Source organism: Streptosporangium sp. NPDC000396 (genome assembly GCF_042898655.1).
In the GTDB taxonomy this organism is placed as follows: domain Bacteria; phylum Actinomycetota; class Actinomycetes; order Streptosporangiales; family Streptosporangiaceae; genus Streptosporangium.
Map to the genome: position 1 here is coordinate 83,659 of NZ_JBIAZA010000016.1, position 21,723 is coordinate 105,381.

The 21,723-nt window shown below is 68.5% G+C and carries 13 protein-coding genes and 1 other RNA gene; 11 read left to right on the forward strand and 3 right to left on the reverse strand.

Features of this window, described 5'->3' with window-relative positions:
• Window positions 1-195: 195 nt before the first annotated feature.
• From ACFY2X_RS25610 to ACFY2X_RS25620, 3 genes are all read left to right on the forward strand, one after another.
• Complete coding sequence (locus tag ACFY2X_RS25610; protein WP_389942397.1) at window positions 196-744, forward strand: sigma-70 family RNA polymerase sigma factor; 549 nt, start codon at window positions 196-198, stop codon at window positions 742-744.
• Window positions 744-947: a zf-HC2 domain-containing protein gene (locus ACFY2X_RS25615; RefSeq protein ID WP_389942040.1), complete on the forward strand. Its 204-nt coding sequence runs from the start codon at window positions 744-746 to the stop codon at window positions 945-947. The genes ACFY2X_RS25610 and ACFY2X_RS25615 overlap by 1 nt, the downstream gene beginning before the upstream one ends.
• A 512-nt stretch (window positions 948-1,459) precedes the next feature.
• The gene (locus tag ACFY2X_RS25620) at window positions 1,460-6,337 is read left to right on the forward strand and encodes an NAD-glutamate dehydrogenase (protein WP_389942043.1); all 4,878 of its coding nucleotides are present in this window, start codon (window positions 1,460-1,462) and stop codon (window positions 6,335-6,337) included.
• A gap of 91 nt (window positions 6,338-6,428) precedes the next feature.
• On the opposite strand, the gene ACFY2X_RS25625 is transcribed toward ACFY2X_RS25620, so the two are convergent.
• Window positions 6,429-7,499 (reverse strand): hypothetical protein, encoded by a 1,071-nt coding sequence (locus ACFY2X_RS25625; protein ID WP_389942045.1) that lies wholly within the window; start codon window positions 7,497-7,499, stop codon window positions 6,429-6,431.
• 98 nt (window positions 7,500-7,597) lie between these two features.
• Between ACFY2X_RS25625 and prfB the strand changes: the two genes are divergently transcribed.
• Window positions 7,598-8,716, forward strand: coding sequence for a peptide chain release factor 2 (gene prfB / locus ACFY2X_RS25630; RefSeq protein ID WP_389942048.1), 1,119 nt, complete (start codon window positions 7,598-7,600; stop codon window positions 8,714-8,716).
• An 86-nt stretch (window positions 8,717-8,802) separates the two neighbouring features.
• Here prfB and ACFY2X_RS25635 read toward each other — a convergent pair whose 3' ends face one another.
• A complete protein-coding gene (locus ACFY2X_RS25635) occupies window positions 8,803-8,994 on the reverse strand; it encodes a hypothetical protein (protein WP_389942051.1) in 192 nt (63 codons plus the stop codon).
• Window positions 8,995-9,253: 259 nt separating this feature from the next.
• Here ACFY2X_RS25635 and ftsE point away from each other — a divergent pair, with 259 nt between their 5' ends.
• From ftsE to ACFY2X_RS25665, 6 genes are all read left to right on the forward strand, one after another.
• Window positions 9,254-9,943, forward strand: a complete 690-nt coding sequence (gene ftsE, locus ACFY2X_RS25640) for a cell division ATP-binding protein FtsE (RefSeq protein ID WP_389942054.1) — start codon at window positions 9,254-9,256, stop codon at window positions 9,941-9,943.
• A gap of 36 nt (window positions 9,944-9,979) precedes the next feature.
• Entirely contained in the window at window positions 9,980-10,885 is a 906-nt protein-coding gene (gene ftsX / locus ACFY2X_RS25645; RefSeq protein WP_389942056.1) for a permease-like cell division protein FtsX, read from the forward strand.
• Window positions 10,886-10,935: 50 nt separating this feature from the next.
• Window positions 10,936-11,403, forward strand: coding sequence for an SsrA-binding protein SmpB (smpB, locus tag ACFY2X_RS25650; protein WP_389942059.1), 468 nt, complete (start codon window positions 10,936-10,938; stop codon window positions 11,401-11,403).
• A 2-nt stretch (window positions 11,404-11,405) separates the two neighbouring features.
• Complete coding sequence (locus ACFY2X_RS25655) at window positions 11,406-13,295, forward strand: penicillin-binding transpeptidase domain-containing protein (protein WP_389942062.1); 1,890 nt, start codon at window positions 11,406-11,408, stop codon at window positions 13,293-13,295.
• Window positions 13,296-13,763: 468 nt separating this feature from the next.
• Window positions 13,764-14,148: a transfer-messenger RNA gene (gene ssrA, locus ACFY2X_RS25660) on the forward strand.
• 246 nt (window positions 14,149-14,394) lie between these two features.
• Complete coding sequence (locus ACFY2X_RS25665; protein WP_389942064.1) at window positions 14,395-15,531, forward strand: low temperature requirement protein A; 1,137 nt, start codon at window positions 14,395-14,397, stop codon at window positions 15,529-15,531.
• Window positions 15,532-15,632: 101 nt separating this feature from the next.
• Here ACFY2X_RS25665 and ACFY2X_RS25670 read toward each other — a convergent pair whose 3' ends face one another.
• On the reverse strand, window positions 15,633-17,696 hold the full coding sequence (locus ACFY2X_RS25670) for a phosphocholine-specific phospholipase C (RefSeq protein ID WP_389942067.1): 2,064 nt from the start codon (window positions 17,694-17,696) through the stop codon (window positions 15,633-15,635).
• A gap of 402 nt (window positions 17,697-18,098) precedes the next feature.
• Between ACFY2X_RS25670 and ACFY2X_RS25675 the strand changes: the two genes are divergently transcribed.
• Complete coding sequence (locus tag ACFY2X_RS25675; RefSeq protein WP_389942070.1) at window positions 18,099-21,650, forward strand: protein kinase; 3,552 nt, start codon at window positions 18,099-18,101, stop codon at window positions 21,648-21,650.
• Window positions 21,651-21,723 lie beyond the last annotated feature (73 nt).

Genomic DNA, 21,723 nt, shown 5'->3' on the forward strand with positions numbered 1-21,723 from the left:
GTTCCGACCGGCCACGGGATGCGCCGTACTGCCATGGTCGCTTCCTTTCCCCGAGGGCCCGCGAGTGCGGGCGCGCTTGGTGGGAGGTACGCGGCCCTTCCGGAGAGAGTTCATGTCTTGTGGCGAGATAGTCAGAAATAACTGAGTTGCCAGAGTTGCAGACGGGACTGATAACGAAGGTGTAAAGATGTGCCCGTGCGTCGTCAACTCGACAGCCGGCTCGAAGCAGTGGACTCCGATGATGAGAATGTCCTGGTAGAAGCGCTTTACCGGGAGTTCGGCGTTCCCCTGCTCCGGCATGTGCGCAAGTCCACCGGAAACGATCTGCAGTGGGCCGAGGATGTCGTCCAGGAGACGATCCTGCGGGCCTGGCGTAACGCGAGCAGGTTGCACCGGGAGCCGGGCCTTCTGTGGGCCTGGCTCCTCACCGTCGCCCGCCGTATCGTCATCGACGGCCGCCGCAGGCGGGGGGCGAGACCTCAGGAGGTCGAACCCGCCGACGCGGACGCCGTCCCTGTCCCCGACGGAGCCGACCAGACGCTTGAGGCGATGATCGTCGCCGACGCGCTGCAGGATCTGTCCGAAGAACACCGCGAAGTCATCGAGCACACCTACCTACGGGACCGTACGATTAACGAGGCGGCGGAGATCCTCGGGATCCCGCCGGGCACGGTCAAGTCTCGGCTCTACTACGGGATCCGAGCCCTTCGGAAGATCCTGAAGGAGAGAGGTGTCGCGAGCTGATGTCCCCCTCCCCACACCATGACGTGGTGGCATACGCCCTCGGGGTGCTCGACGAAGAGGACCACGAGGTGTTCGAACGCCACCTCATGGCATGTGAGGAGTGTCAGGCCGAGCTCCGGGAGCTGAGTGAGGTTCCCGGACTGCTCGACGCCGTACGGCGGGACCGCTCCAATGCCTGCGGGGATGGCCGGACGTCACGTTGACGTTTTACAGCTTTTCGGGTGATATCAGGAGCGGCGGCGCGTTTCGGTCAACGGGGATCGAAGTAGGTGGCCGCTGGAGGTGTTGTGCCGCGGGCAGTGCCCGGTGGGCGGAGTACGGGTGAGAAGGGGGCGCGGTGGCGTCACCTCGCTGAGCCCACCGTGTGGAATGCTTGTATCACCGCCCTTTCCCGGCGAAGGCCTGCCGTCTCCGACCACGAGACCTCCGGCCTTCCGCTGCAGGCGATGAGAGACCGCGGGTCACATGACGACCCGGGGCGACTGGCCAAAAGGCGATCCATCCGAGGCAGGGCCGTCCCGTGGCGGTCATGTCACGTGGTGACGGCCGAGTGGCGGATCCGAGCGGAATCAGGTGCGAGCGGTTCGGCGGAACCGTCATACACCGGTCGGAGGGCGCCCGCGCCCGCATTACCTCCCCCGCCGCGGGCAGTACGGACTTAACCGTGACTCCCTACCAAATATGGAAAAACCCCTCACAAAGGAGTGAGAGCGACATGCCGCTCAACGAGGCGAAGGACGAGCTGCTGAGGAGTGCCGCCGAGACGTGCGCGCACACACCGGGCAGTGACCACGTGAGTGTTGAGGAGGCGCTGGCCTATCTGAAGCTCTACTACCGGCATGTCGCTCCAGAAGACCTGCTGAGCCGCAATCCGGTCGATGTGTACGGCCCGGCGATGGCCCAGCGGCAGCTCGCCGAGAAGCGCCCCCAGGGCCGTGCCCTGGTGCGGGCCTACACGCCGAGCCTGGAGGAGCACGGCTGGGACCCCGGGTGCTCGGTCGTCGAGGTGGTCACCGACGACATGCCCTTCCTGGTCGACTCGGTGACCATGGAGCTCGGCCGGCACGGGATCGGCGTCCAGCTCATCGTCCACCCGCAGATGCGGGTGCGCCGGGACATGACCGGCAAGCTGCTCGGCCAGGACCAGGAAGACGTCACCGGGCAGGTGCTCGTCGAGTCCTGGATGCACTTCGAGATCGACCGGCAGGCCGACCCGGGCGTGCTCAAGCAGCTTGAGACCGACCTGCAGCGGGTCCTGTCCGACGTGCGCTACGCCGTCGAGGACTTCGCCAAGATGCGGGCCCTCGCCGTACAGACCGCGGAGGACGTCTCGATCAACCCGCCGCTGCTGGACCTGGCGGGGGTCGAGGACAGCCTGGAGCTGATGCGCTGGCTGGCCGACGGCCACTTCACCTTCCTGGGCTACCGCGAATACCGCCTGGAGGAGGGCGAGGAGGGCGACGCGCTACGCCCGGTGCCCGGGACCGGGCTGGGCATCCTCCGCCATGACAAGGCGGGGTCGGAGAGCTTCGCGGCGCTCACTCCCGAGCTGCGCGCCAAGGCCCGCGAGAAGCAGCAGATGCTGATCATCACCAAGGCCAACACCCGCGCCACCGTGCACCGCCCGGCCTACCTGGACTACGTGGGCGTGAAGCTCTTCGACGCCGAGGGGGAGGTCGTCGGCGAGCGGCGTTTCCTCGGCCTGTTCACCCACGTGGCCTACAACGAGTCGATCTCCCGGATCCCGGTGCTCCGGCGCAAGCTGGCCGAGGTCCTCGACCTGGCCGGGCTGGCCGCCGACAGCCACGACGGCAAGGACCTCATCGAGATCCTGGAGACCTTCCCCCGGGACGAGCTCTTCCAGACCTCGGTGGAGCAGTTGCTGCCGATCGCGCTCGGCGTGCTCAGGCTGCGCGAGCGCAAGCAGGTCAAGGTCTTCATCCGCCCGGACGACTTCGGCCGCTACATCTCGTTCCTGGTCTACCTCCCGCGTGACCGTTACACCACCAAGATCCGCATCAAGATGCAGGAGATCCTGCTCAAGGCGGCCGGCGGGACCTCCTTCGACTACAGCGCGATGATCGGTGAGTCGGTTCTCGCCCGGTTGCACGTGGTCGTGCGCGGCGAGAGAGGCAAGCCGCTGAGCGTCGACGCGGTCGACGTGGAGGAGCTCGAGAGCAAGCTGGCCGCCGCCACCCGCTCCTGGGAGGACGACCTGACCACCGCCATCTCCGAGCTGAGCTCGGAGGAGGAGGCGCCCAGGCTCATCCGCCGCTACGCCTCGGCGTTCCCCGAGGGCTACAAGGCCGACTTCCCGGCCCGGATGGCGGTCGCCGACCTGCGCCGCCTGGAGGCGCTCGCCACGTCGCCCGACGAGATCGGGATGAACCTCTACGAGCCGTACGACGCCGCGGAGGGCGAGCGCCGGTTCAAGCTCTACCGGATCGGCGCGCCCATCTCCCTGTCGCACGTGCTGCCGCTGCTCCAGCGGATGGGCGTCGAGGTGGTCGACGAGCGGCCGTACGAGATCGACCGCGACAACACCCCGGAGACCACGGACGCCTGGATCTACGACTTCGGCCTGCGCTACACCCCCTCCTCGGAGGTGGACAGGGACGAGTTCAAGCGGCTGTTCCAGGACGCCTTCGGCGCGCTGTGGCGGGGCCGGGTGGAGAGCGACGGGTTCAACGGGCTCGTCCTGGCCGCCGGGCTGACCTGGGAGCAGGCCGAGATCCTGCGGGTCTACGCCAAATACCTGCGCCAGGCCGGGACCACGTTCAGCCAGGACTACATCGAACGGGTGCTGCTGGGCAACGTACGGCTGGCGCGCCTGCTGGTGCGGCTGTTCGAGGCCAGGCTCGACCCCCGGCGTGCGGAGGAGGTCCGCACGGAGCTGGCCGAGGCGCTGCAGGAGGAGATCCTCGGCGCCCTGGACGACGTGGCCTCCCTGGACGAGGACCGCATTCTGCGGGCCTACCTGGAGATGATCAAGGCCACGTTGCGGACGAACTACTTCCAGACGGTGAACGGCGAGCGCAAGCCGTACATCAGCCTGAAGTTCGACTCACCGTCGATCAGCGTGCTGCCGCTGCCCCGGCCGAAGTTCGAGATCTTCGTCTACTCGCCCCGGGTCGAGGGCGTTCACCTGCGCTTCGGCAAGGTCGCGCGAGGCGGGTTGCGCTGGTCGGACCGGATGGAGGACTTCCGCACGGAGGTTCTCGGGCTGGTGAAGGCGCAGATGGTGAAGAACACCGTCATCGTCCCCACCGGCTCCAAGGGCGGCTTTGTGGTGAAAAATCCGCCGAAGTCGGGGGCTCGGGAAGACGTGCTGGCCGAGGGCATCGCCTGCTACCGGATGTTCATCTCCGGCCTGCTGGATGTCACCGACAACCTCATCGACGGCCAGGTCGTCCCGGCGCCCGACGTGGTCAGGAACGACGAGGACGACACCTACCTGGTGGTCGCCGCCGACAAGGGCACCGCGACGTTCTCCGACATCGCCAACGAGGTGGCCAAGGAGTACGGCTTCTGGCTGGGCGACGCCTTCGCCTCCGGCGGTTCGATCGGCTACGACCACAAGGCCATGGGCATCACCGCCCGCGGTGCCTGGGAGTCGGTCAAATACCACTTCCGCGCGATGGGCGTGGACACCCAGACCACCGACTTCACCGTGGCCGGTGTCGGCGACATGTCCGGTGACGTGTTCGGCAACGGCATGCTGCTCTCCCAGCACATCCGGCTGATCGCCGCCTTCGACCACCGGCACGTCTTCGTCGACCCCGACCCGGACTCCGCGCGCAGCTACGCCGAGCGGGCCCGGCTGTTCGCGCTGCCGCGCAGCTCGTGGGAGGACTACGACCCCTCGCTCATCTCGCAGGGCGGCGGCGTCTGGCCGCGCACGGCCAAGTCGATCCCGCTCTCCCCGCAGATGCGCACCGCGCTCGGCATCGCCGACGAGGTGACCTCCCTGCCGCCCAACGACCTGATCAGCGCCATCCTCCGGGCCCCGGTGGACCTGCTGTGGAACGGCGGCATCGGCACCTACGCCAAGGCCTCCAGCGAGTCGCACGCAGACGTCGGCGACAAGGCCAACGACGGCCTGCGGGTCAACGCCTCCGAGCTGCGCTGCAAGGTGATCGGCGAGGGCGGCAACCTGGGCTTCACCCAGCTCGCCCGGATCGAGTTCGCCCTCAACGGCGGCCTCGTCAACACCGACTTCATCGACAACTCCGCCGGGGTGGACACCTCCGACCACGAGGTGAACATCAAGATCCTGCTGGACCGGGCGGTCCGCGACGGCGAGCTCACCGACAAGCAGCGCAACCAGCTCTTCCTCGACATGACCGACGAGGTGGCCGAGCTGGTCCTGCGGGACAACTACGACCAGAACGTGGTGCTGGCCGCCGCCCGCGAGCAGGCGGCCGAGATGCTGCACATCCACGCGCGCCAGCTGCGCAGGATGGAGCGGGACGGGCTGGTCAACCGGGAGCTGGAGTTCCTGCCGTCGGACAAGACGCTCGCCGAGCGGCGCCAGGCCGGGCTCGGACTGACCGCGCCGGAGTTCTCGGTGCTGCTGGCCTACACCAAGCTGGTGGCGGACGCCGAGATCCTCGCCTCCGACCTGCCCGACGACCCCTACCTGGCGTCCTGGCTGGTGTCCTACTTCCCGTCGGCGCTGCGTGAGCGCCAGCGCTCCTACATGGACTCCCACCCGCTCCGCCGGGAGATCATCACCACCGGTGTGGTGAACGACATGATCAACTCCAGCGGCACCACCTTCCTGTTCCGCCTCGGCGAGGAGAGCGGCGCGTCTTCCTCCGACATCGCCCGCGCCTACCTGGTCACGCGCGAGGTCTTCGACCTGCAGAGCTTCTGGCGGCAGCTGGAGGAGCTGGACAACAAGGTGGACACCTCCACCCAGATCGCCATGGAGCTGGAGGCGCGCAAGCTCGCCGAGCGCGGCACCCGCTGGATGCTCGGCAACCGCCGGGCGCCGCTGGACCTCGCCTCCACGGTGACCTTCTTCACCAAGGGCATGAACGGCCTGCTGCCGCACCTGCCCAAGCTGCTGACCGGGTCCGACCTGGCGGCGTTCGAAGAGCGCCGCGACGGGTTCGTCGCCCGGGGCGTGCCCGCCGAGCTGGCCGAGCGGGTCGCCGCGATGGTCCCGGCCTACTCCACGTTCGACCTGGTGGAAGTGGCCTCGTACACCGACCGCCCGGTGAACGAGGTGGCCGAGGTCTACTTCGACCTGGCCGACCGGCTCCAGCTGTCCAGACTGCGCGAGCGCGTCATCGCGCTGCCCAGGGACAGCCGGTGGAACTCCATGGCACGGGCCGCGCTGCGAGACGACCTCTACGCCGCGCACGCCTCGCTCACCCGTGACGTCCTGGTGCACAGCAAGCCGGGGCTGACGCCCGAGGAGCGCCTGGCGAGCTGGACCGAGGCGAACTCGGCGGCGGTGGCCCGGGCCCGGCAGACCCTGTCGGAGATCTGGGAGAGCGACACCTTCGACCTCGCGACGCTGTCGGTGGCGCTGCGCGCGATCCGCACGCTGGTGGCCACCACCAACCTCCCGCACAGCGAAGGGTGACCCACGCGATCCGGGCTCCCGATCGCGGAGCCCGGATCACCCGATCACCCTCCGGCCGGATCGTCTCGGTCGCCTCGGCCGGCCCGGGCGGTCAGTTGGCGAACACCCTGGTGGTGCCGCCCAGATAGCCGATGACCTTGGCCAGCTTGCCGCTGCCCTTGGCCGGGACGGTGCTCACGTACAGCTGCGTCTCCTGGGTACGCACCTCTTTCGCCGCGCGGGGATCCGAGGCCAGCTTCTCGGCGTTCGGCAGCGCGTGAAGATACCCCTCGAGATACCCCTCGCCCAGCGAGCAGGGCTCGACCTTGGACGTCAGGGTGGTGGTCCTGGTCAGCGAGTATGTGACCATGGCCCCGCCGTCGGCGGTGCGCAGGGCGCGCACCGGCTGGTCGCCCGCGCCGAAGATCGAGTCATAGCCCAGGCACTTCTCCGCCTTGTAGGTGAGCCGGTTGGTCGCGATCTCCGTGGCGTAGTCGGTGGTGTGCGGACCCTGCTCGATCAGCTTGGTGGCGAGTCCCGCGGTGCCCTCCTCGGCCGAGGTCGCGTGGAGCGGCGCCATGAGCCGCGGGCTGATCTCGACGGTCGGATCCTCCTCGTCCAAGGCGGTCGCGTAACCCTCCGCGTCCTTGGCGATCTCCGGCGCCCGCACGCCCGGCTCCAGCAGCGCGACGGAGCTGATGAACCATTTCTCGTCGCGCTTCGTCAGCGTCAGTACGGCGGTGCGCACCGTGCCCGCCGTGTCCTCGCGGTTCACGATCGCGGCGAACCAGTAAGGAGGGCTCTGCTGCGTCCGGGGAACCAGCAGCTGCGGCTTACCCCAGACATAGTGCGGAGACACGTTCTCGGAGGCTTTGAAGGCGGCCGTGATGAGGGCCTCCTGCGCGTCGCGGGTCTGTTTCCGGATGTTCTTGTAGTCGGCGTCCAGGCGCGGCGTCGCCTGGGCCAGGACCTCCTGGACGGCGAGGATGCCCGTCAGCGCCTTCTCGGCCTCAGCCAGCGTCACCGGAGGGGCGGCCAGGGCGGAAGGAGTGGCGGAGCCGGGGGCCGAGGCGCTCAGTTTCGGGGTGGTGTCGTCGGAGGCCGAGCATGCCGCGACCCCTGTGACCCCCATGACAAGTGCGATGGCGAGCGCGAGCAGGCCACGTCGCCGCTGTTCCCGCACGTCCGCCTCCTTGTGGTGCCCCTCGCGGGCCCATGCTAGCCATCGTGGGATGCGAGCCGTACACAACGGGGTTCGGTAGTCGCGTACCCTTTACAGACGTGGCACTCATGGATCCGGCAGAAGAGATCAACGAGCTTAGCGGCACGCTGAACAGCATCAAGGACGTGCTCGACCTCGACGCGATACGCAAGCAGATCGAGGAGCTGGAGGAGCAGGCCGCCGCGCCCGACCTGTGGAACGACCAGGAGCGGGCTCAAAAGGTCACCAGCAAGCTCTCCTACCTGCAGGGCGAGGTCAACAGGATCGAGACCCTGGGGCAGCGGCTGGACGACCTGACGGTCCTTTACGAGCTCGCCGATGCCGAGGACGACGAGGACACCCGTGAGGAGGCCGGCCGCGAGCTGGAGGGCCTGCGGAGCGAGATCGGCGCTCTGGAGGTCCGCACCCTGCTCTCGGGCGAATACGACGCGCGCGAGGCGGTCGTCACGATCAACTCCCAGGCCGGTGGTGTGGACGCCGCCGACTGGGCGCAGATGCTCATGCGCATGTACATACGGTGGGCCGAGCGCAAGGGCTACCCGACGGAGGTCTACGAGACCTCCTACGCCGAGGAGGCCGGGATCAAGTCGGCGACCTTCACCGTCAAGGCGCCCTACGCCTACGGCACCCTTCGCGGAGAGCACGGCACGCACCGTCTGGTCCGGATCAGCCCCTTCGACAACCAGGGACGCCGCCAGACCTCCTTCGCGGGCGTGGACGTGGTGCCGGTCGTCGAGACGACCGACCACATCGACATCAACGAGGACGACCTGCGAGTCGACGTCTACCGTTCCTCCGGTCCCGGCGGCCAGGGCGTCAACACCACCGACTCCGCGGTTCGCCTGACCCACCTGCCCACCGGCATCGTGGTCTCCTGCCAGAACGAGCGTTCCCAGCTGCAGAACAAGGCGACGGCGATGGCGGTTCTGCAGTCGAAGCTGCTGGAGCGCAAGCGGCAGGAGGAGGCCGCGGCGCTGAACGAGATCCGGGGCGAGTCCACGACCTCATGGGGCACCCAGATCCGTAACTACGTGCTGCACCCGTACCAGATCGTCAAGGACCTGCGGACGGGCATGGAGGCGGGCAACCCGAGCGCGGTGCTCGACGGCGACCTCGACGGTTTCATCGAGGCGGAGATCCGGTGGACCCGCCGTCAGGAGTCGGGCGTCGAAGCCTAGGCATCCGGCCCCCAGGGCACGACCGGGATCTGAGAAGATGCCCTGAAGTGCCCTTTGCCCGGTTTCCTGAAGCGCTCAGGAGGCGCTCAAGCGCCCGTGAGGTGCTTCAGGGCGAGGGTGAGGAAGAGCAACGCCATCAGCGCCAGCAGGACCAGCGCAGGGGCCATTCCGTCCAGACCGTGATGGTGCATCCGCTCGCGGCTGGCACGGCACTGGGGGCACCTGCCTTCCGCGACAGGGTGCGCACAGCGTGCGCAGACGAGGTCTTCACAGCTCATGATGCCCTCCCTCTCCAGCTCATGATGCCTTCCCTCTGTGAACTCAGAACCACTTTATGCGGTCGTTACCGGGCGCCGAATCGTTTTGTTTCCGTTATGGACTTTCCATGCCAGTCTTCCCCCTAGACTGGGCTCCGGCCAACCGGAACGTCGATCGAGAGCAAAGACCGGCGCCCCCCGACCGGCGAGAGGCGGAAGTTGGACCTCTGCCACTACCGCGACCGTCCTACCCCCTAGACTGGCATGCCGTGATGCGCCCGTGATCCATTTTGATAATGTCACCAAGGTCTACGCGAACCAGAACCGGCCCGCGTTGGACCACGTCAGCGTCGATGTCGACAAGGGCGAGTTCGTGTTTCTCGTCGGCCCCTCGGGGTCCGGGAAGTCGACCTTCCTTCGCCTGATCTTGAAAGAGGAGCGCCCCGACTCGGGTGCGGTTCACGTAGCGGGCAAGGACCTCGCTCGACTGTCCAACTTCAAGGTCCCCCACCTGCGCCGCCGGATCGGCTGCGTGTTCCAGGACTTCCGGCTCCTGCCGAACAAGAACGTGTACGAGAACGTCGCGTTCGCCCTGGAGGTCATCGGCAAGCCCCGGCGGTTCATCCGTAAGGTCGTGCCCGAGGTCGTCGAGCTGGTCGGCCTGGAGGGCAAGGCCCACCGGATGCCCGACGAGCTGTCGGGTGGCGAGCAGCAGCGGGTCGCCATGGCCCGCGCGTTCGTCAACCGGCCGATGATCCTGCTGGCCGACGAGCCGACCGGAAACATCGACCCCGCGACGAGCATCGGCATCATGAAGGTGCTCGACCGGATCAACCGGACCGGCACTACTGTTGTCATGGCCACGCATGATGCGGCCATCGTCGACTCCATGCGCAAGCGCGTAGTGGAACTGGAGGACGGAAAGATCGTCCGAGACCAGTCGCGTGGCGTGTACGGCCAGGCGTACTGAGACCAGGACCGGCAGAAGCGAAGCGACAGGAAGAGCATGCGGGCAAACTTCATCTTCTCGGAAGTCTGGATCGGCCTCCGCCGTAACCTCACGATGACCATCGCGGTGGTCGTGACCGTGGCCGTCGGTATGGCGCTGCTGGGCGTCGGCCTGATGATCAACTCCCAGATCTCCGGCATGAAGGACTACTGGGCGGACAGGGTCGAGATCTCGGTCTATCTGTGTAGCAAGAACAGCCCGTTCCCGAGCTGCAAGGGCAGCCGCGGCGTCAACGAACAGCAGAAGAACGAGCTCCAGGCGAAGATCCAGGGGCTGCCCGACGTCGAGAGGGTCGAGTTCGAGGACTCGGCCAAGGCCTACGAGAACTTCAAGAACCAGTTCAGGTCCGACTCCGTGACGCTCGCGGCCGTACGCCCCGAGGACATGCCGGAGTCGTTCCGGGTGAAGCTCAAGGACCCCAACAACTACCAGGCGGTGGTCGACACCCTCAAGGGTGCCCCCGGGGTCTCCAACGTGGTCAACCAGCAGCAACTCCTGGAGAAGTTCTTCGGGCTGCTGGAGAGCCTTCGCTGGGCGGCTCTCGTGATCGCCATCATCCTGGTCTTCGCGGCTACGCTGCTGATCGGCAACACGGTCCGGCTGTCGGCCTACAACCGCAGGCGTGAGACCGGCATCATGCGGCTGGTCGGCGCGTCCAACATCTACATCCAGCTCCCGTTCGTCATGGAGGGCGTCATCGCCGGCCTGATCGGCGGTGTGCTGGCCGCGGTGATGCTGATCGTCAGCAAGGTGTTCCTCTTCGACAAGGTGCAGGTCTATCTCGCCAACACCCAGCTCACGTGGGAGACCGTGGCCACGGTGATCACCCTCACTATGATCTTCGGTGTGCTCATCTGTGTGTTCGCCTCGTTCATCACGCTCCGCCGTTATCTGCGTGTGTGACGCGTCCGCGGGCGCGGCTCGTTCCCCCGGTCCCCGGTAGGCTCGAAGGCATGCCACGTGAGACCGGGCGGAAGGTCATCGCCCAGAACAAGCGTGCCTGGCACGACTATCACATTGAGGCCACCTATGAGGCTGGTCTCGTGCTGCAGGGCACAGAGGTCAAGTCGTTGCGCCTTGGCCGCGCCTCCCTCATCGACGGATACGCCGTCGTCAAGGACGGCGAGGCCTGGTTGATCAACGCTCACATCCCCGAGTACACGATGGGGACGTGGACGAATCACGCGGCGCGCCGGACTCGCAAGCTGCTGCTTCACCGTAAGGAGATCGACAAGCTGCTCTCCAGGACCAAGGAGGGCGGCCTGACCCTGGTGCCGCTTTCGATCTACTTCAAGGACGGCAAGGCCAAGGTCGAGATCGGCCTCGCAAAGGGAAAGAAAGACTGGGACAAGCGGCAGACGCTGGCCGAGAAGCAGGCCAAGCGTGAGATGGCCCGCGAGATTCGGCACAGGAACAGGTAATCGTGACGGGGAAGGCTCGGCGGACCGTCGCCGCGGTGCTCGCGCTGGCGGCGACGGTCCCCATGCTGTCCGCGTGTTTCGAGGAGCCGTCGGCCCACGAGGCGGTGCGTGACTTTCTGGTGGGCTGGCAGACGGGCGACTACGCCACGGCGGCTCGGCGCACCGACGGCGACGAGAAGACGGTCCGCACGGCCCTGGAGAACGTCAAGATCCAGCTTGACGCGGCCTCGTTCCGCTTCAAGGTCAAGGGGCTCCGTCGCGCGGCGGACGAGGTCGAGGCCGACTTCGAGGCCGAGGTCGACCTGGGGGAGAACAACCCCCTGTGGGAATACACCGGCAAGCTTCCGCTCCACCTGGTGGACGGCACCTGGAAGGTGCGCTGGTCCCCGAGTGTGCTCCACCCCCAGTTGCACGAGGGCCAGCGGTTCGCCGTGGACGTGGTCCCCGAGCAGCGCCAGCAGATCCTGGACCGCACCGGTGGCGCGCTCCAGCAGGAGGCCACCCTGTTCGTGGCGACGGTCAGGCCGGCCACGCTGAAAGACCCGGTCGCGGTCTGCGAGCAGCTTTCCAAAGTCACCGGCTTCCCGCAGGACCGCCTGCTGAGCCGGATCCGCTCCGCCCCGCCCAACAACCCGGTGCCGCTGGTCACCTTCGGCCGCAGGACATACGAGAAGCTCCTCGACCAGCTCAAGGCCATCGAGGGCATCGAGATCTCCGAGGAGCGGCAGCGGCTCGCGCCCGACCTGAACGCGCCAGCCCAGATCGTCGGCACCGTCACCGCGGTCACGCCGGAGACCGAGCTGCAGCTCGGCGGGCCGCAACGGGCCGGAGACACGGTCGGCCGGAGCGGGTTGCAGAAGGTCTATCAGGAATACCTGACCGGTGCGACACAGACCAGGGTGATCACCCTGGACGTCAAGACGAAGCGGGAGGTCGCGGAGCTCCGCAAATGGCGGCCCGCCCGGTCCACCTCGTCGGTGCACACCACGCTCGACCTTCCCACCCAGAAGGCGGCCAACGCCGCACTGCTCGCCGGCACGCCCGGCATGCTGGTCGCGGTCCAGGCGTCGACCGGTGAGGTTCGGGCCATCGGCAGCACCAAGGAATACCACCAGGAGAGGCACGCGCTCGCCGGGAGGTTCCACCCCGGGACCATCTTCTCGATCATGTCCGTCGAGGCGCTGCTCAAGACCCGGACGAACCTCAAGCAGAAGCTCGCCTGCCCCGCCGACCGGAGCGTGGCCGGAGTCCCGTTCCATCAGGCCACATCGCCCGCCGGAAGCGCCCCGAGCATCCAGGCCAACTTCGCCACCGGCTGTGTGACCGCGCTGGCCTCCCTGGCCCGCAAGGTCGACGGTGCCGAGCTGACGAACAGCGCCGCGAGGTTCGGCATCGACGCGAAGTGGACCCTGCCGTTGAAGACCTTCAGCGGCAGGATGAGGCCGCTGGCCAGCGACGCGGCCATCGCCAAGGCCATCGCCGGCCAGAACGTCCTGGTCAGCCCGCTCTCCATGGCCCTGGTCGCCGGAGCGATCTCCTCGGGCACCTGGCACCCACCCGTCCTGGTCACCGATCCGAAGTCGCCGGACCCGTCAGCCGAGGCCGAGCCGCCGAAGGCACCCGCCCCGATCGAGATCGACAAGAAGACGATCAGCACCCTCCAGTCGCTCATGCGCATGGGCGTGACCGCGGGCTCGGCCCAATCGGCCGCGTCTGCGGGCGATCCGGTTCACGGCATCACCGCCGCCGCGACGCAGGGGCGCAAGCCGATGGCCTGGTTCGTCGGCTGGCAGGGGGACCTGGCGGTGGCGGTGCTGACGGAGAGCTCCGACCCCACCGCGGGAGCGGCCGTCGCCGGGCGGTTCTTCCAGACGCTGCATGCCGGGCTGTGACCCAGAGGTCGAGCATCGAACCGGATTGTGCCCCGGGGCCTGGGCGCCGGGCCAGCGTGACCCGGGGCCTGGGCGCCGGGCCAGCGTGACTCAGGGCCTGGGCGCCGGGCCGAGATCTGACCCGGCGCCCGCACGCCGGGCGATTACTGCGAGAAATATTCTCATCACTCTGAGCAACCATCGGATATCTCGTTTGCGTCCTTCAAAGTGACTGAGCACCGCTTGGGGGGTTGCGGACTCGGTCGCCGCGATGAGATAGGGCTTCGTCTCGGGGGGAGCCCTGCCATCTGGACCGGCTCGACCCTGCCGGTCGACCCCGGGAACGTGTGCGACAGCGCCGTGTTCCCGGGGTTTCGGCGTTTTCCGGCCCCGCGAAGCCCCTCCACGGGAATTTAGTTGGCGTTACCGGTGTTGTAAGGGGTATCTTCGGATCGCTCGGCCTCACGGGGACGAGTTGACAACTCAACAGGGGGTGACTGGTTTCGACTTTGGCTTTGCAAGTCAGGTGAAGCGGGTCGAGGACTGCGGACATAACCTCGTTAACACTGTGACCGCAAACAACAAGTGCCAATAAGACGCACTCCGAAGTCAGCCAGGCTCGCCTGGCCCTCGCCGCCTAAGCAGCGAGTGACTTCTGCTGGCCCGGGAGCGCCTCCGGCCCGGATCCGGCATCGCTAGGAGGCTCAACCGATCGACCCGGCCACGGGGGAGATCGGGAAACCTAACAGTGGCTGAGCCCGTCGGCGTCTTGCCTGTGTGAACGCCGGGGCTGAGAAAAGCGAAACAGGCTGCACCCGGAGAAGCCCTGTCTTGGAGTTGAAGGACGCGGGTTCGATTCCCGCCACCTCCACCAGATTAGACCGCCTCTGACCTGCCGAAACGGCTCAAGGTCAGGGGCGGTTTCGTGTTTGGGAACGCAGCGGCGGGATCACCGCCCAGCGCGTGCGGCCGAGCGTAGGCAGAGGTCGGGACGGCGCCTACGGCGACTACGAGGACGCAAAGATCTTCTGGGGCGCTTCGGAGGGCGGTGCGGCACGTTCGCCTGTGGCTGACGGACGAAATACGCCTCCCCTGTACCTTCCTGTCACAATTGTCCGCCATGACCCTCAGTCAAGGGGAAGAGCAGCGGGCAGGGTGGGCCGAGCTCTTCTTCGACCTCGTGTTCGTCGTCGCCGTCGCCAGGCTTGCCCATCTGCTCGAAGGTGATCCGGGGCCGGCGCAGTTCGGCACGTTCGTCCTGCTCTTCGTGGCCCCCTGGTGGGTATGGCTGACCGTCACCGTCTTCGTGAACGTCACCGGCTCCGACAGCACCCGCTCGCGGCTGGCGCTGCTCGCGTCGATGGCGGCGATGGGCGTGATGGCCGTCGCGATTCCGGAGGCGACTGGCGAGCGGGCCACCGTCTACGCGCTGGGCTTCATCGCCTCGCGCGTGGTGTCGTTCGCGATGTGGTGGGCGGTCGCGCCGCTGAAGGTCGTCCTCGCCTTCAACGGGTTCAGCTCCGCCCTCTGGGCGATCTCGATCTTCGTGCCTCCGCCGTACCGGGCGTTGCTCTGGCTCGCAGGCGTCGCCTGCGAGGTCGTCACGCTGATCGTCATCCAGCCGCGCAAGCACGAGCCGTCCTACCAGGTGCCGCACATCGTCGAGCGGGTCGGGCTGTTCGTCATCATCGTGCTGGGCGAGTCGGTCGCCGCGGCCCTGGGCGCGCTGGACCAGCACTGGTCGGCTGCCGGATGGGTGGTGCTCGGCCTCGGTTTCGTGCTCTTCGCGGCGCTGTGGTGGAGCTACTTCGACTTCACCTCGGCGGTCGCGGCGCGCGAGCTGCTTCCGGCCAAGAACTCCCGGGTGCGGGACGTCATGGGCATCGGGCACTTCCCCGTCGTCGCCGCGCTCACCTCGATGGCCGCGGGGCTGGGCACGGCGGTGGCCGAGCCCGGCCACCTCCCGTACGGCGCGGCGCTGGCGCTCTGCGGTGGCCTGGCGCTCTACCGGCTGACCTTCCTCGTGCTCGCTCTGCTGCTCGGGCAGCCCGCTGGCCCGGTGGCCGGCTGGACCGCTCTCGGCCTGGTGGTCGCGGTGGGCACGCTCGCGCTCTTCCCGGTCATCCCGGCCTGGGCGGTGGTGGGACTGCTCGCCGCCGAGGTGGTGACCCGTCTCACGCGGACCTTGACGGTACGGCGGGCCACGGCCGAAGTCACCTCACCCGCGGAGCGCCCCCAGCAAGAGGTCGCTCGCTAGGCGGCCACGCGCGCGCTGCCGCCGTCGATTCCCGGCACCTCCATCCTCGAAAGAGCCCCGGCGGGCGGGGCTCTTTCTTTTGCCTCCCGACTCCCTCAGGGTCAGCCGGTGACGCTGGGACGGCCGTTCTCGATATGACCCATCAGGCGACGCGTGTAGGAGGGGTCCTCCTCGCAGGTGATCTGCACGTCATACCAGCCCTGGGACTCCTCGACGGGCCAGACGACCTGGCGGTACTGACCCGGCCGGAGCGGCACCTCCTGCTCCTTGGTGCCGTAGGCGTTCGCCCGGACCTTGAGCCTCAGGCGGTGGTCGCCGAGGTTGGTGATCTCGATGCGGACCTTGCGCGGATCGACGTCGATCACTTGCTGGACCTGCACTCGCGCGGCCTGGCCTCCCAGGTCGCCGGAGAACTCGCGACGGAAACCGTTCGGGCCGGTCAGGATCAGGTCGTAGCGATCCTTCAGGGTGATCGTCCGGGTGGTGACACCGAGCACGTCGAGATGGAGCGGGTGCTCGAACTCTCCCGCGTAGGGGTAGAGCGTCAGGTGCGCGCTGTCGCGGCCGGTGTTGGCAAGGGTCAGTTCCAGAGCGTTCTCAAGGAGCCGGGCCCAGGCGTTCGGCTGGTACGGCAGCGGCCGCGCGGGACGGCTCCCGGGCTCCTGCGCGGGCATGCGCTGTTCGGCCGGCGGCGCCGGATGCCAGCGGCCGGTGAAGGACGGGACCTGGGCGGGCTGGGTGGGAGCCGGGCGGGGGCCGTCGGAGGTGAAGCCGAAGGCCGAGGTCAGGTCGCCGGAGACCGTGCGCCTCCAACGGGAGACGTCGGGGAAGCGCACGCCCAGCCACGTCTCCAGGAACCGTACGGTCGAGGAGTGGTCGAAGATCTGGGAGCAGCTGTAGCCGCCGGCGGTCCACGGCGAGACGATCGTCATCGGGACCCGGACGCCCAGGCCGATCGGGTTGCCGTTGTAGAACTCCTCGGTCATCTCGGCGGGAGGCCGCGGCGGCGGCATGTGGTCGAAGAAGCCGTCGTTCTCGTCGTAGGTGATGAACAGCGCGGTCGACTGCCACACCTCCGGAGTGGACGCGATGGCGTCGAGGATGTCGTAGGTGATCCGCGCGCTCTGGATCGGGGATGAGTCCGAGGGGTGTTCGGAGTCGACCGACGACGGCACGATGTAGCTCACCTTGGGCAGCTTCCCGGCCTCGACGTCGGCCCTGAAGGCCTGGGCCAGGGTCGTGGACGGTACCCGGCGCAGCGCACGGTCGAACAGCGAGCGCTCCTGCGGGGTCAATCGCGCGACGCCCTCCTCCAGGCGCGCCAGCAGCCGCTCGCGCTGAGCCGGGTCCGCCGACGTGACCGCGCTGTAGAAGGAATCCATGCTCTTGTAGTCGCCGAGCAGCGCCTTGCGGGCGATCTGCCGGAACCGGGCGAAGAACTCCAGGTTGTTGTCCTGGTAGTTGTCCCACTCGTGGTAGACCTGCCACGAGTGCCCGGCGGCCTCCAGGATCTCTCCGGCGTTGGACCAGGTGTAGCCCGCGTGGGTGTTCTCGCTGTAGGCGGAGTTGTCGATGGCCCGCTTGGTCGTCCCCGGTTCGAAGCCGGTGTGCCCGCTGACGTGGTAGTTGCGGTTGGGGCTGGTGGAGGAGAGCACCGAGCAGAAGTAGTGGTCGCAGAGCGTGAAGGTGTCGGCCAGCTCGTACTGGAGCGGGATGTCCTGGCGCTCGTAGTACGTCATCGTGGCCGGCGACTTGGCTGGAATCCACCCGTTGTGCCAGCCCTTGGCCGCCGCGGCCTGGCCGTCGTTCCAGCCGTGTGCCAGCGCCGAGATCCACTGCAGATCCTTGCCGACCAGCCCCGCGGCCTCACGCACGGAGAAGGGGAGCACCCGCCCGGAGGCCGAGGGCTGTTCGAAGACCGGTTTGCCGTCCGGAAGCTTGATCGCGTTGCGGTCGCCGTACCCCCGTACGCCGCGCAGTGTCCCGAAGTAGTGGTCGAACGAGCGGTTTTCCTGCATCAGGAACACGACGTGCTTGATCGCGGACAGGCCGCCGGAGGGCGCCGGCATCGCCAGCGCGCGGTGTACGGAGGGCGGCAGCAACGAGCCCGCCAGTACGCCGGCGCCGACCGTGAGGAACCGGCGGCGGGAGTGTCCTTGGGACATGGGGTCTTTCCTTCCAGAGGGAACCCAGGAAGGAAATCAATGGATGGGAACCATACCTTTATCGCCAGGTGTCGAGCAGGTGACGGCATTGTGGGCTTTTCCCGCGCCTCCGTCGGAGGTTCAGGCCGTGAGCGCCGGTGCGGGCAGGTGGTTCACGAGGAAGGCCCGATCCTGGGGCGGGTCACCGGGACCACGGTGAGGAGATGATCCAGGCCTTTGAAGTCCGCAGGATCGCAGGTGTAAAGCGGTAGCCGGTTCGCCATGGCGACGCAGGCGATCGAGGCCGGGCATGCCGGTCCTGGGCGGCGTGCCGTATGGCCTGGATGTCTTTGTAAGTCACAACTTTGCCGCCGGATCGCGCATCCAACGTAGGGAGAAGATCACGCAAGACGGGGCGGCGGGATGGCGACAGGGCTGATCGACGGGGATCCGCAACGGCTGGGGAGCTACTGGCTGGCGGGCAGGCTGGGCGCGGGCGGCCAAGGGGTCGTCTACGAGGCCTACGGGGAAGACGGCCGCCGGGTGGCGATCAAGGTGCTGCACGGCGACACGGCGAGCGACCCGGAGCTGCGGGAGCGGTTCGGCCGGGAGGCGACGGCGGCGCAGCGGGTGGCGTCGTTCTGCACCGCGAGCGTGATCACCGCCGAGCTGGAGGGGGACCGGCCGTACATCGTCAGCGAATACGTCGAGGGGGTGAGCCTGCGCAAGGCCGTCATGGACGGCCGCAGGTTCACCGGCAACGACCTGCACCGGCTGGGTACGGCGATCGCCACGGCGCTGACCGCGATCCACGACGCCGGGGTGATCCACCGGGACATGAAACCGGACAACGTGCTGATCGGCCCGGACGGTCCCCGGGTGATCGACTTCGGGGTGGCCCGCACGTTGGACATGTCGCTGACCGCGACCGGGCTGGTGACGGGAACACCGACATACATGGCGCCGGAGGTGTTCACCGGGCAGCGGGCCGGAACGCCGGCGGATGTGTTCGCCTGGGGCGGCATCATGCTGTTCGCCGCGACGGGGGAGGACCCCTTCAAGGCGGAGAGCCTGGGCGGGGTGATGCACCGGGTGCTGTCGGCGGAGCCCGACCTGACCCGGCTGCCCGCCTCGATGCATGCTCTGGTGGCCGCCGCGCTGGCCAAGGAGCCGCAGGACAGGCCGACCGCGAGACAGCTGCTGCTCGCCCTGGTCAGCGGTGACGGCCGGCTGGACACGGTCAAGCTGCTCGCCGAGGGCAGCCGGGAGGCCGGCCGGATCCAGGTGAGCTCCGACGATCCGGCGCTGGGCACGCTCGCCGAGGAGGCCTACGCGATGCTCGACCCGGCCGAACGGGAGCTGGTCCCGGAGGTTTTCCTGCGGCTGGTCACCGTCGACGAGGACGGGGAGCTGCGGGTACGGCGGGCACAGCGGGCGGAGCTCCCGCAGGCGGCTCGGCGGGTGCTGGAGGTTTTCTCCTATCTGGTCTCGGGAGACGACCGGGAAGTCTGGCTGACCAGGGCCGCGCTGCCGCACGCCTGGCCCCGGCTGCGCTCCTGGGTGGGGGCCAACCGGGAGGGCCTGGCCGCGCACCGGGAGATCTGGACCGCCGCGCGGCGCTGGGAGACCCGAGGGCGCAGGGACGCGGACCTGTTCCACGGAAGCACCCTGGAGGCCGCCCTGCGCTGGGCCGCCACGGAGCGGCGCAACATCACGCTCAGCCCGGCCGAACGCGACTTCCTCGACGAGGGGGCGGCCCTCACCCGCCGCCGGGCCCGGCGGAGCCGCACGCTGGTCGTCGCGCTGGCCGGGCTGCTGGTGGTCGCCCTGGCCGCGGGGGCGCTCGCCGTACGGCAGAGCTGGATCGCCGACGAGCGCAGCGCGACGATCAAGGACCAGAGCAACAGGGCGGAGGCCCAGCGTGTCGCGGCACTCGCCGACTCCCTGCGGGTCACCGATCCGGTGAAGGCGATGCTGCTCAGCGTGGCGTCCTGGCGGATCGCGGAGGTTCCGGAGGCCAAGGCGGCGCTGAGCGGCTCGGTGGCCCAGCGGGAGGCAGCGGTCTTCCATGATCCGGCGACGGCCGAGCAGACGGTCAGGGTGCTCAGCCGCGACAGCCGCACGCTGGTCAGCATCGGGGAGAACGCCGTGCGGGTCTGGAACGTGCGGACCGGCAGGAGGATCGGCGGCTTCACCGGGATCGGCAAGGACGTGCGCGGCGCCGCGCTCAGCCCCAGCGGGCGGACCCTGGCCGTGATCAGCGGCTGGGAGGTGGGGATCTGGGATGTGAAGACCGGCAAGAAGGGGGCGAGCCTGAACCTGCGCTCCCCGGAATACGGGCGGGTGACTCCCGCCGTGGCGTTCGGGCAGGCCGAGGACGTGCTCGTCCTGGGCGGCATGGGTCTCACGGACGACGGCGAGAAGCGGGTGATCTGGAACCTCACGACCGGTGAGAAGAAGCGGTCGCCCGTCGCCGCGTTCGACACCTCACCGGACGGGCGGCGCGTGGTCGGCTACAGCCCGGCCCAGGACATCCAGTCCTGGGACCTCGCCGGCCGGAAGGAGGCCTCCTTCGGCAAGGGCCTGTTCACTTCCTTCAACGACCTCGCCTACAGCCCCGACGGCAAGCTCGTCGCGGTCGCCCGGGGCGCGAGCATCATGATCAAGGATGCCCGTACCGGTGAGGACGTCTGTGACGAGCTCACCGACGGCAGTCAGGGCAGCCTGCTCTTCAGCCCTGACGGGCGGCACCTGGCGTCCTACAGCCGCGGCACCATCAAGATCTGGTCGGACTGCGACCTTGTCCCCGTCCTGGTCCACAAGATCGACACGGTGACGCCGTCGCTCGCGTTCGACCCGGACGGGCGCGTGGTCCGCTATCTCGACGAGGGCACGGTCGTCACCCTCGATCTCGGCGCCCTGCTCGAGCCCGCCCGGCTGAAGGGGGTGGGCGGCGAGGTGGCGCTCAGCCCCGACGGCCGCCTGCTCGCCAGCCGCCCCGAGGAGGCCCGCCAGGTCACGCTCTGGGACGTACGGCGCCGCCGGCCGGCCGGCGCCCTGGACATCGGCAGGGACGTCGCCTTCGTCCACCTGGCCTTCACCCCCGACGGCCGGAGGCTCGCCGTCAGCACCGAGACCAACACCCCGAACGGCGTCAAGATCGGGATCTGGGACACCTCGTCCCTCAAGCGGGTCGCCGCCGTCTCGCACAAGGGACAGCGCGAGATGCAGGCGATGGCGTTCGGCCCGGGCGGCGGGACGCTCGCCGTCGCCCTGAACGACCCTGTCGGCGGGAACCCGGACGGCGCCATCCAGTTGTGGGAACTGCCGGGCGGCAGGAAGCGCTGGGAGCTCGGCCAGGGCGGCGTGAGCGACCTCGCCTTCAGCCCCGACGGGAAGTTCCTCGCGGTCGCCGGCGGTGCGAACAGGCTGGTGGACGTCGCCACGGGCAAGGCCGTCGGCGATCCCTACGGCGCGCCGACGCTGAACGTCCGGGTGGCCGGCCTGGCGTTCAGCAAGGACGGCTCCCGCATCGCCGTCGGCGCCGCCATCGGCCCCGGCAGCGACATCTACGCGGGACGGCTCTCGATCTGGAACACGGCCACGCGGCGCAGGCAGGGGGCGCAGCTCCGCGCGGGCACGACCGGGGTCTTCAAGGTGGCCTACTCGCCGCGCGGCGATGTGGTCGCCGCCGTCATGGACAACCAGAAGGTGATGCTCTGGGACGCGCGCTCGGGGCTGCGCCTGGGGCAGCCGATCGTCGCCCATCCCGCTCGCATCGCGTCGCTGGCCTTCGACGCCGACGGTTCGCGGCTGTTCACCGTCGACGAGACCGGCGCGCTCGCCGAGCATGTGATCGACCCCGGCCAGGCGGTCGCCGCCGTCTGCGCCCGCGTCGGCGAGACCCTGCCGGAGAAGGACTGGAACGCATACCTGCCGGGTACGCCGTACCGCGACATCTGCCCGGGCCGGTGACCGGCCGCCCCGCCCGATCCGCTTCCAGAGGGAACCCAGGTGACCGGCTCACGGAGGGACCGGCCCTTGTCGT